Below are 11,576 nucleotides of genomic sequence, written 5' to 3' on the forward strand. Positions count from 1 at the left end.
GCGAATCCTCTGTTTGCTAATACTGTTGTGATAGCAGCTGTTAATGTAGTCTTACCGTGGTCTACGTGACCGATTGTTCCGATATTTACGTGTGGTTTACTTCTTTCGAACTTTTGCTTTGCCATTTGAAAATCCTCCTTTATGGAAACAAAATTATGTGAACTTTAAATATATTTTTTAAAATTCTTAATTTGTTTTTTTATTATAAATTAAAATTATTTTTAAAATTAATATATATTAATTTCTGTAATGTTATCCATAAGTATATTATGGATAACACCACAAAAAATTATTACAAAATTATAAACTATTTAGCTCTCTTTCCAGCAACTTCTTCTTGGATGCTCTTTGGTACTTCTTCATAGTGATCGAATACCATTGAGTAGTTACCTCTACCTTGAGATCTAGATCTTAAAGCTGTAGCATATCCGAACATTTCAGCTAGTGGAACGTATGCTCTTATAACTTGAGCTCCGTTAACAGCTTCCATTCCTTCCATTCTACCTCTTCTAGAGTTGATATCACCGATAACATCTCCCATGTACTCTTCTGGTACAGTTACTTCAACCTTCATCATTGGCTCAAGTAATACTGGGCTTGCTTTTTGCATAGCGTTCTTGAATGCCATAGAACCAGCAATCTTGAATGCCATTTCTGATGAATCGACTTCGTGGTAAGAACCGTGTACTAACTTAACTTTGAAGTTAATAACTTCGTATCCAGCTATTATACCGTTCTTAGCAGCTTCTTGAATACCAGCATCAATTGCAGGAATGTATTCTTTTGGAATAGCTCCCCCAACGATAGCATTTTCAAAGCTGTATTCTCCTTCAGTTGGTTCCATTTCAATTACAGCGTGACCGTATTGACCTTTACCACCTGATTGCTTAGCATACTTAGCTTCTGCTTTAACAGCAGATCTGATAGTTTCTTTGTAAGCAACTTGAGGAGCTCCAACGTTACATTCAACCTTGAATTCTCTTTGTAATCTATCAACGATGATATCTAAGTGTAATTCACCCATACCAGCGATGATTGTTTGACCAGTTTCTTGGTCAGTCCAAGTTTTGAAAGTTGGATCTTCTTCAGCTAACTTAGCTAAAGCTAATCCCATCTTTTCTTGACCAGCTTTTGTCTTTGGCTCGATAGCTACAGATATAACTGGTTCTGGGAATTCCATTGATTCAAGTATAATTGGTGCGCTTTCATCACATAAAGTATCACCAGTTGTAGTGTTCTTTAATCCGATAACTGCTCCTAATTCACCAGCTTCTAATGATTCAACTTCTTCTCTTGTATTAGCATGCATCTTAACAAGTCTTCCTATTCTTTCCTTCTTACCCTTTGTAGAGTTAAGAACATATGAACCACTGTTCATAACACCAGAATAGATTCTTGTAAATGCAAGTTTTCCAACGAATGGGTCAGTAGCAATCTTGAATGCTAAAGCTGCCATTGGCGCTGTATCTGAAGCTTCTCTTGAATCTTCTTCACCTTCTAAAGTTTGACCTTGGATTGCAGGAATGTCTAATGGTGATGGTAAGTAAGCAACAACACCGTTAATCATTTCTTGAACCCCTTTGTTCTTATATGAAGATCCACATATACATGGAACTATTTCATTAGCTATAGTAGCTTTTCTTAAAGCTGCATGTATTTCTTCTTCTGTTATCTCTTCACCTTCAAGATATTTTTCCATTAATGCTTCATCTGTTTCAGCAATAGCTTCTATCATAGCCATTCTGTATTCTTCAGCTTGATCAACTAAGTCAGCAGGAATTTCTTCAATTCTTACATCTTTACCTAAATCATCATAAGTAACGATAGCATGATTAGATATTAAGTCAACCATACCTTTGAATTCAGCTTCTGCTCCTATTGGAATTTGTATTGGAACTGCATTTGCTTTTAATCTATCTCTTACAGTGTTTATACATCTGAAGAAATCAGCACCTGTAGCATCCATTTTATTTACATATATCATTCTTGGTACGCCATATTTGTCTGCCTGTCTCCAAACAGTTTCAGTTTGTGGTTCAACCCCACTCTTAGCATCAAGAACTGTAACAGCTCCATCAAGAACTCTTAACGATCTTTCAACTTCAACTGTGAAGTCTACGTGACCTGGAGTATCTATTATGTTTAATTCATGACCTTCCCAGAAACAAGTTGTTGCTGCAGAAGTAATTGTTATACCTCTTTCTTGTTCTTGAACCATCCAGTCCATTTGTGAAGCACCCTCATGTGTTTCACCAATTTTGTGAGTTTTTCCAGTATAGAATAATATACGCTCAGTAGTTGTAGTTTTACCAGCATCTATATGAGCCATTATTCCAAAGTTACGGAATTTATCTAATGGATATTTTCTAGCCATTTTATGTCCTCCTCTCAATGAGTAATTTTATATTCGACAAAACTGTTTTGACATAAGCCAAAACAGTTTTTGTAATATTAGTATCTGTAGTGAGCGAATGCTTTGTTTGCTTCTGCCATCTTGTGAGTATCTTCTCTCTTCTTAACAGCAGCTCCAGTATTGTTAGCTGCATCTAATAATTCTCCAGCTAATCTTTGAGCCATAACCTTTTCGCCTCTTTTTCTAGCAGCAGCTAAAATCCATCTGATACCTAAAGTTTGTCTTCTCTCAGGTCTAACTTCGATTGGAACTTGGTAGTTAGCACCACCTATTCTTCTAGCTTTAACTTCTAATAAAGGCATAACATTGTTCATAGCTTCTTCGAATACTTCTAAAGCATCTTTGCCTGTCTTTTGCGCCATAATTTCAAACGCTTCGTAGCAAATCTTTTGTGCTACTCCTTTTTTACCATCTTCCATTACGTTGTTTATTAACTTAGTAACAACCTTTGAGTTGTACATTGGATCTGGTAATACATCTCTTTTTGCGATAAATCCTTTTCTTGGCACTTTTCTTCCCTCCTTAACAATTTTAAATTTAATTCATAGGTACTCGGTAAGTAAACTTACCGTAAAGTGCTTCGCTTCTTACATCTATATAAACTTATGTAAAATTTCTAGTCTATGTAAATGCCGAAGATAAGCACTGTCTTAGTTTAGAAAACTATTTTTGCTTTGGTCTCTTAGCACCGTATTTTGATCTTCCTTGCATTCTGTTAGCTACTCCAGCACAGTCTAGTGCTCCTCTTACGATATGGTATCTAACACCAGGAAGGTCCTTAACTCTACCACCTCTTATAAGAACAACGCTGTGCTCTTGTAAGTTGTGACCTACACCACCGATGTAAGCAGTAACTTCGAATCCATTTGTAAGTCTTACTCTGGCAATTTTTCTTAACGCTGAGTTAGGCTTCTTTGGAGTAGTAGTTTTAACAACTGTACAAACTCCTCTTCTTTGTGGACACTCGTTTAGTGCTGGTGCTGTTGATTTATTAACAACAGTCTTTCTACCTTTTCTTACTAATTGGCTTATAGTTGGCATTTCTTCACCTCCTGAAATTTATTTATCTATATAAAATAAGATAAACACTAATTTATTATTCTAGGGTCAATACCGCTGATGATTTAACATCAATCCCACTTATCTTCCCAAGATCTTTCATTGTAGGTATTTCTACAATCTCAATGTTTTTCTCTTGTGCTAGTTGAATTATTGGAGAAATCAACTTAGCATTTGCATCTTTAGCTACATATAAAACTTTTCCCTCACCACTTTTAAGTAATTTAGTACACTGTTTTATTCCAATTACTTTCTTTACTACAATTCTGTCTAACATGAATCCCCCTCCTTAATTAAAGATCATAGAGGCATGCTATACAGGATGCCTCCATAAATCATGTAGACAATCATACTGTAGTGTAGCTTTAAAATCACACAATTGGTATTTTATCATTTAAGCATACACATGTCAATAAAATTGCATTGTATTATTCTATTACATCAATATTATCTTCTTGAGCTTCTTCCCCTGGTACATCAAGTTTAACAGATCTATATCTCATCATACCTGTTCCAGCTGGAATTAACTTACCTATAATAACATTTTCTTTCAATCCTATTAATGGATCTATTTTTCCTTTGATAGCTGCTTCTGTAAGAACTCTAGTTGTTTCTTGGAATGAAGCTGCTGATAAGAAACTATCAGTTGCTAAGGCTGCTTTAGTAATACCTAGTAATGCCATTTCACCCTTAGCTTCTTCTCCTCCAAATTCTCTTACTCTTGCATTTTCTTCTTCAAAGTCAAACATATCTATCATTGTACCTGGTAATAATTCAGTATCACCTGAATCAGAAACTTTTACTTTTCTAGTCATTTGTCTAACAACAACTTCTAAGTGCTTATCATTGATATCAACCCCTTGAAGTCTATAAACTTTTTGAACTTCAGAAAGTAAGTATCTTCTAGCACCTTCAACACCTTTAATATTCATAATATCATGAGGGTTAACTGAACCTTCTGTAATTTCATCTCCAGCTTCGATAACATCATTATCAGATACTCTTAATCTTGAACCAAATGGAATGTCGTAGCTACGTTCTTCTCCGTCAGCCGCCATTACATATACAGTCTTCTTCTTCTTGCTTTCTTCAACTCTTACAGTACCTGCAATTTCAGAAACTATAGCAAGACCTTTTGGTTTTCTCGCTTCAAATAATTCTTCAACTCTAGGAAGACCTTGAGTGATATCCGCACCAGTAGCAACACCACCAGTATGGAAGGTTCTCATTGTAAGCTGAGTACCTGGTTCTCCGATTGATTGAGCTGCTATTATACCAACAGCTTCACCTATATTAATCTTTTGAGCTGTAGCCATGTTCATACCATAACACTTAGCACAAACACCAACCTTACAGTTACATGTGAATACAGATCTTATTTTAACCTTTTTAACACCTGCAGCTGTAATTCTATCAGCCATATGAGATTCTATATATTCATCTTTACCTAATAGTATTTCTCCAGTTTCAGGATGTATAACATCTTCAGCTGTATATCTACCATATAGTCTTTCTGCTAATCCTTCGATTACTTCGTTACCTTCTTTAATTTCAGCAACAACTAAGCCTCTATCAGTACCACAATCTTCTTCTCTTACGATAACATCTTGTGATACGTCAACAAGTCTTCTTGTTAAGTAACCTGAATCGGCTGTTTTAAGTGCTGTATCGGCATTACCTTTTCTAGCACCGTGTGTTGAAATGAAGTATTCTAATACGTCAAGACCTTCTCTAAATGAAGCCTTGATTGGTAATTCAATGATCTTACCTGATGGAGCGGCCATAAGTCCTCTCATACCAGCTAATTGCTTAATTTGAGCCTTAGATCCTCTGGCTCCTGAATCAGCCATCATGAATATTGGATTGAATTTATCCAAGCTATCCATTAATGCATTGGCAACATCTTCTGTTGTTTTACTCCATTTTTCAATAACTTTTTCATATCTTTCATCTTCAGATATGAATCCTCTCTTATACATCTTTTCTACTTTTTCAACTGTTTCTTCTGCTTCTTTAAGTAATTCATACTTAGCTTCAGGTACTATCATGTCTGATGCAGCAACTGTTACAGCACCAATTGATGAGTAGTGATATCCTAATGCTTTGATCTTATCTAACATTATTGATGTATTAGTAGGTCCGTGTTTAATATAACACTTATCTATTAATTTACCTAAAGTTTTCTTAGTTATTAAGAAATCAACTTCAAGATCAAATTCTTTTTCTGGATTTGTTCTATCTACATATCCTAAATCTTGTGGAATAGATTCGTTGAATATAATCTTACCTACTGTAGTTTTGATTATACCATGTCTTACTACTCCATCAACTTCTTTAAACATTCTAACATTGATAGAAGCATGAACAGCTATTTCTCCAACGTTATAAGCCATTATAGCTTCATCAACAGATGCAAAGTACATTCCTTCTCCCTTAGCACCTTCTTTATCCATTGTTAAGTAATATGAACCTAAAACCATATCTTGTGTAGGAACACAAACTGGTTTACCATCTGAAGGTTTCATTATATTACCTGCTGCAAGCATTAAGAATCTTGCTTCCGCTTGAGCCTCAACTGATAATGGTACGTGAACAGCCATTTGGTCTCCATCGAAGTCCGCATTATATGCTGTACATACTAATGGATGAAGTTTTATTGCTCTACCTTCAACTAATACTGGTTGGAATGCTTGAATACCTAGTCTATGTAGAGTAGGCGCTCTGTTAAGTAAAACTGGATGATCAGTGATAACTTCTTCAAGTATATCCCATACTTGATCATTAACTCTTTCAACCATTCTCTTAGCACTCTTTATGTTATGTGCTACGCCATCTTCAACTAACTTTTTCATTACGAAAGGCTTAAATAATTCTAAAGCCATTTCCTTAGGTAAACCACATTGATACATTTTTAATTCTGGTCCAACAACGATAACTGATCTACCAGAATAGTCAACTCTCTTACCAAGTAAGTTTTGTCTAAATCTACCTTGCTTACCTTTTAACATATCTGATAATGATTTTAAAGGTCTGTTTCCAGGACCAGTTACTGGTCTTCCTCTTCTACCATTATCTATAAGAGCATCAACTGCTTCTTGAAGCATTCTCTTTTCATTTCTAACAATTATATCAGGAGCTCCTAAATCTAAAAGCTTCTTTAATCTGTTATTTCTATTGATAACTCTTCTATATAAATCATTTAAGTCAGATGTTGCAAATCTTCCTCCATCTAATTGAACCATTGGTCTTAAATCTGGTGGAATAACAGGAATCACATTTATAACCATCCATCTTGGATCATTTCCTGATTTTCTGAAAGATTCAACTACTTCTAATCTTCTTATTATTCTAACTTTCTTTTGACCACTACTAGTTTTTAATTCTTCTTTTAAGTCTCTTGAAGTTGCTTCTAAGTCAATTTCTCCTAAAATCTCTTGAACAGCTTCTGCACCCATTCCAGCTACAAAGCTTTCTTCACCGAACTTATCTACAGCTTCTCTATATTCCTTTTCACTTAAAAGTTGTTTCTTTAATAGTGATGTTTCCTTAGGATCTATAACAACATATGAAGCAAAATAAAGAACTTTTTCTAAAGCTCTTGGTGACATATCTAAAAGTAATCCCATTCTTGAAGGAATTCCTTTAAAGTACCAAATGTGAGATACTGGGGCAGCCAGCTCAATGTGCCCCATTCTCTCTCTTCTTACTTTAGCTTTTGTAACTTCAACTCCACATCTGTCACAAACAATACCTTTGTATCTAACTCTCTTGTATTTACCACAATGACATTCCCAGTCTTTCATAGGTCCAAATATTCTTTCACAGAATAGACCATCTCTTTCTGGTTTTAAAGTTCTATAATTAATTGTTTCAGGTTTTTTAACTTCACCTCTAGACCATTCTCTAATTTGGCTTGGAGAAGCTAAACCAATTTGTATAGCATCAAAATTGTTCAATTCAAACAAGGGTATATCCTCCCTTCAATTTTAGTGTTCGTCATTAACGAAATCATCTAATTCTAATTCTTCTTCATGGAAACCTTCTAAAGTAAATGATTCATAATCTATATCTTCTTCAATTTCCTCATCATTAGTTGTATAACTATCGTCACCTGTAAATTGTTCTGGAACAACTTCTTCAGTTCCTTCGATATTTACTTCTAATTCTTCAGAATCATCATCTGAGAATTCTTTTAACTTAACTTCTTCGTTATCTTCATTTAATACTTTAACATCTAAGCATAAAGCTTGAAGTTCTTTTATAAGAACCTTAAATGATTCTGGAACTCCTGGTTCAGGGATATTTTCACCCTTAACTATCGCTTCGTATGTCTTAACTCTACCTACAACGTCATCTGACTTAACTGTTAAGATTTCTTGTAGTGTATGTGCAGCACCGTAAGCTTCTAATGCCCAAACTTCCATTTCCCCAAATCTTTGACCACCAAATTGAGCTTTACCTCCAAGTGGTTGTTGAGTAACTAGTGAGTATGGACCTGTTGATCTAGCATGGATCTTATCATCAACTAAGTGAGCAAGTTTTAAGATGTACATTATACCAACTGTAACTTCATTGTCAAATGGTTCACCAGTTCTTCCATCGTATAATACAGTCTTTCCATTTGCATTGTATCCAGCTTTCTCTAAACATTCTTCAATGTTTTGTTCTGTTGCACCATCAAATACAGGTGTAGCAATGTGCCATCCTAATGCACTTGCAGCCCAACCTAAGTGAACTTCTAATACCTGACCGATGTTCATACGAGATGGAACCCCTAGTGGATTTAAACAAATTTGTAGTGGTCTACCATCTGGTAAGAATGGCATATCTTCTTCTGGTAAAACTCTAGAAATAACCCCTTTGTTACCGTGACGTCCTGCCATCTTATCTCCAACAGATATTTTTCTCTTTTGAGCTATATAACATCTTACAAGTTCGTTAACACCTGGATTTAAGTCATCACCGTTTTCTCTTGTAAATACTTTTACGTCAACGATAATACCAGCTTCTCCATGTGGTACTCTTAATGAAGTATCTCTAACTTCTCTTGCTTTTTCACCAAATATAGCTCTTAATAATCTCTCTTCAGCTGTTAATTCAGTTTCTCCCTTAGGAGTTACCTTACCAACAAGGACATCTCCTGATCTAACTTCAGCACCGATTCTGATTATTCCTCTTTCATCTATATCTTTAAGAGCATCTTCACTTACGTTTGGAATATCTCTTGTTATTTCTTCTGGTCCTAGCTTAGTATCTCTAGCTTCACATTCATATTCTTCAATATGGATAGAAGTAAATACGTCTTCTCTTACTAATTCTTCAGAGATAAGCATAGCATCCTCGTAGTTGTAACCTTCCCAAGTAATGAATCCCATTCTGATATTCTTTCCTAATGCGATTTCTCCTAGGTCAGTTGCTGGTCCATCAGCTAAAACTTGGTTCTTAAATACAATTTCACCCTTATCTACTAAAGGTCTTTGATTTATACAAGTACCTGGGTTACTTCTCTTGAATTTAAGTAATTTATATGTGTCAATTCCACCATCAATATCTCTCTTGATTCTGATTTCTGAAGAACTTACATATACAACTGTACCTGAATTTTTAGCCTTAGGTAATACCCCTGAATCAGCTGCTGCTCTATACTCTATTCCTGTACCAACTATAGGCGCTTGTGGCTTTAATAGTGGAACTGCTTGACGTTGCATGTTAGCTCCCATAAGTGCTCTAGACGCGTCATCATTTTCAAGGAATGGTATCATCGCTGTTGCAACTGAAACTATTTGTCTTGGTGAAACGTCTATTAAATCTACATCTTTAGCATTAACTTGTAATATATCATGCTTATATCTAACAGTAACTCTACTGTCAATAAATCTTCCATCTTCACCAATTGGTTCTTTTGCTTGTGCAATTAAGTATAAATCTTCTTCATCAGCTGTGAAGTATCTTATTTCATCTGTAACTTTACCAGTTTCTTTATCAATAATTCTATATGGAGTTTCTATAAATCCATATTCATTAACCTTTGCATATGTTGCAAGTGAGTTAATTAATCCTATGTTAGGTCCTTCTGGAGTTTCTATAGGACACATTCTACCATAATGTGAATGGTGAACGTCTCTTACTTCGAAACCAGCTCTTTCTCTTGAAAGACCTCCTGGTCCTAATGCAGATAATCTTCTCTTATGTGTTAATTCTGAAAGTGGATTTGTTTGATCCATGAATTGTGATAATTGTGAACTACCAAAGAATTCTTTTATAGCAGCAGCTACTGGTCTAATGTTTATTAACATTTGTGGAGTAATTGCTTCTTGATCTTGAATAGTCATTCTTTCTTTAACTACTCTTTCCATTCTTGATAAACCAATTCTAAATTGGTTTTGTAGTAATTCACCTACAGATCTTAATCTTCTATTACCTAAATGGTCTATATCATCAGTATATCCAACTCCATAAGCTAATCCTAATTCATAACTTATAGTTGCAAATATATCGTCTCTTACAATGTGTTTAGGTATTAATCTAGTTATGTTTTTCTTGATTTCTTCTTTTATTGATTGCTCATCATCATAATTTTCTAATATTTCCATTAGAGTAGGATAATGAACAGCCTCTCTTATGTTTAAATCACTAACATCAAAAGGTAAAACTTTTTCTAAATCAACAAAGTGATTTCCTATTACTCTTAACACTTTATCTTCTACTAAAATATCAACTGAGTTTATACCTGCATTTTGTATGTCAGAAGCCATAGCTCTGCTTATTTTTTCACCTTGTTCAACCATTATTTCTCCAGTTGAAGGATTTATAATATCAGCAGCTGCTATTTGATTTATTAGTCTAAGATTAATAGCTAATTTTTTGTTAAATTTATATCTACCAACTCTTGATAAATCATATCTTTTTGCATCAAAGAATAAAGAGTCTATTAAAGACACAGCACTATCAACTGTTGGTGGTTCACCTGGTCTTAATCTCTTGTAGATTTCAAGTAACGCTTCTTCCTTAGTCTTAGTGTTATCTTTTTCTATTGTTGCTTTAAATCTTTCTTCCTCACCAAAATAGTCTAATAGCTCTTGGTCACTTCCATAACCCATAGCTCTAGCTAAAATTGTGATTGGTAACTTTCTAGTCTTATCAATTCTAACATAAATAACATCATTAGAATCTGTTTCATACTCTAACCATGCACCTCTGTTAGGAATAACAGTTGATGAAAATAGCTTTTTACCACTCTTATCAACAGTATTACTATAGTAAACACCTGGAGATCTTACTAATTGGCTTACTATAACTCTTTCAGCACCATTAATAATAAAAGTTCCTTGTTCAGTCATTAATGGGAAATCTCCCATAAATACTTCTTGTTCTTTTATTTCTCCTGTTTCATTATTTGTCAGTCTCACTGACACTTTTAGTGGAGCTGCATAAGTGCAATCTCTTTCCTTACACTCTTCCACTGAGTACTTAATATTATCCATATCAAGTTTATAGTCTACAAACTCAAGTACAAGATTCCCAGTAAAGTTTGAAATAGGATTTACGTCGTCAAATACTTCTAATAATCCTTCTCTTAAAAACCATTCGTAAGAATCTAATTGTACCTCGATTAAGTTTGGCATTTCGGTTACATCTTTAACCTTAGCAAAGCTCATTCTAGTTCTTTTTCCGACTTGGACAGGATGTACCATGAATTTTCACCCCTTGTTTAAAGTAAAATAACCAAAAGCATAATTTCCCTAAGGACCTATGCTTTCGGAGAGCATCACGTTATAGTATAACCATTTTTTTATTGATTATACTCATTTTCGCAAGAATATATAATTATCCATAATGAATAGTACATTTTATGATAGTACCATAGGAATTTTTCTTTGTCAATACTTTTATATATCCGCATATTAATTACATTTATTAATACAATAGTATTATTTAAATTAATTTTTATTATACTTTTATTTTTTCTATTTAGGCAATAAATATCCACCAGCTAAGCTGGTGGTTTTTCATAAGCCCTATAAGGGCAAATTGCTAGCTTGCGTCTTAAGACGCATAAATGGTCCAGCAGCCGCATTTTATTTTACTTGCTACCCTTAAAAGG

Annotated in this window: 7 protein-coding genes; all 7 read right to left on the reverse strand. The window is 34.4% G+C overall.

Annotation, left to right across the window (positions count from 1 at the left end):
- Positions 1-125 (reverse strand): GTP-binding protein (locus tag EJJ37_RS18680; protein ID WP_243124916.1); only part of this gene is annotated, 125 nt, incomplete at its 3' end.
- A 182-nt stretch (positions 126-307) separates the two neighbouring features.
- Positions 308-2,374 carry an elongation factor G gene (fusA, locus tag EJJ37_RS18685; protein ID WP_133016967.1) on the reverse strand — a complete coding sequence of 689 codons (2,067 nt, stop codon included), beginning with the start codon at positions 2,372-2,374 and terminating at the stop codon, positions 308-310.
- Positions 2,375-2,451: 77 nt separating this feature from the next.
- Positions 2,452-2,922 (reverse strand): 30S ribosomal protein S7, encoded by a 471-nt coding sequence (gene rpsG / locus EJJ37_RS18690; RefSeq protein ID WP_005212828.1) that lies wholly within the window; start codon positions 2,920-2,922, stop codon positions 2,452-2,454.
- Positions 2,923-3,076: 154 nt separating this feature from the next.
- A complete protein-coding gene (rpsL, locus tag EJJ37_RS18695) occupies positions 3,077-3,454 on the reverse strand; it encodes a 30S ribosomal protein S12 (protein WP_133016968.1) in 378 nt (125 codons plus the stop codon).
- Between the two features lie 55 nt (positions 3,455-3,509).
- The gene (locus EJJ37_RS18700) at positions 3,510-3,749 is read right to left on the reverse strand and encodes a ribosomal L7Ae/L30e/S12e/Gadd45 family protein (protein WP_133016969.1); all 240 of its coding nucleotides are present in this window, start codon (positions 3,747-3,749) and stop codon (positions 3,510-3,512) included.
- 151 nt (positions 3,750-3,900) lie between these two features.
- Positions 3,901-7,437 (reverse strand): DNA-directed RNA polymerase subunit beta', encoded by a 3,537-nt coding sequence (gene rpoC, locus EJJ37_RS18705; protein ID WP_133016970.1) that lies wholly within the window; start codon positions 7,435-7,437, stop codon positions 3,901-3,903.
- Positions 7,438-7,458: 21 nt separating this feature from the next.
- Positions 7,459-11,166 carry a DNA-directed RNA polymerase subunit beta gene (rpoB, locus tag EJJ37_RS18710; protein ID WP_133016971.1) on the reverse strand — a complete coding sequence of 1,236 codons (3,708 nt, stop codon included), beginning with the start codon at positions 11,164-11,166 and terminating at the stop codon, positions 7,459-7,461.
- Between the last annotated feature and the right edge of the window lie 410 nt (positions 11,167-11,576).

The sequence above is a fragment of the Clostridium cuniculi genome (assembly GCF_004353185.1).
Taxonomy (GTDB): Bacteria; Bacillota; Clostridia; order Clostridiales; family Clostridiaceae; genus Clostridium; species Clostridium cuniculi.

Excerpts from the sequence above, each read along its gene's own strand:
- fusA (WP_133016967.1), bottom strand. The coding sequence starts at position 2,374 with ATGGCTAGAAAATATCCATTAGATAAATTCCGTAACTTTGGAATAATG.
- rpsL (WP_133016968.1), bottom strand. The coding sequence starts at position 3,454 with ATGCCAACTATAAGCCAATTAGTAAGAAAAGGTAGAAAGACTGTTGTT.
- EJJ37_RS18700 (WP_133016969.1), bottom strand. The coding sequence starts at position 3,749 with ATGTTAGACAGAATTGTAGTAAAGAAAGTAATTGGAATAAAACAGTGT.
- rpoB (WP_133016971.1), bottom strand. The coding sequence starts at position 11,166 with ATGGTACATCCTGTCCAAGTCGGAAAAAGAACTAGAATGAGCTTTGCT.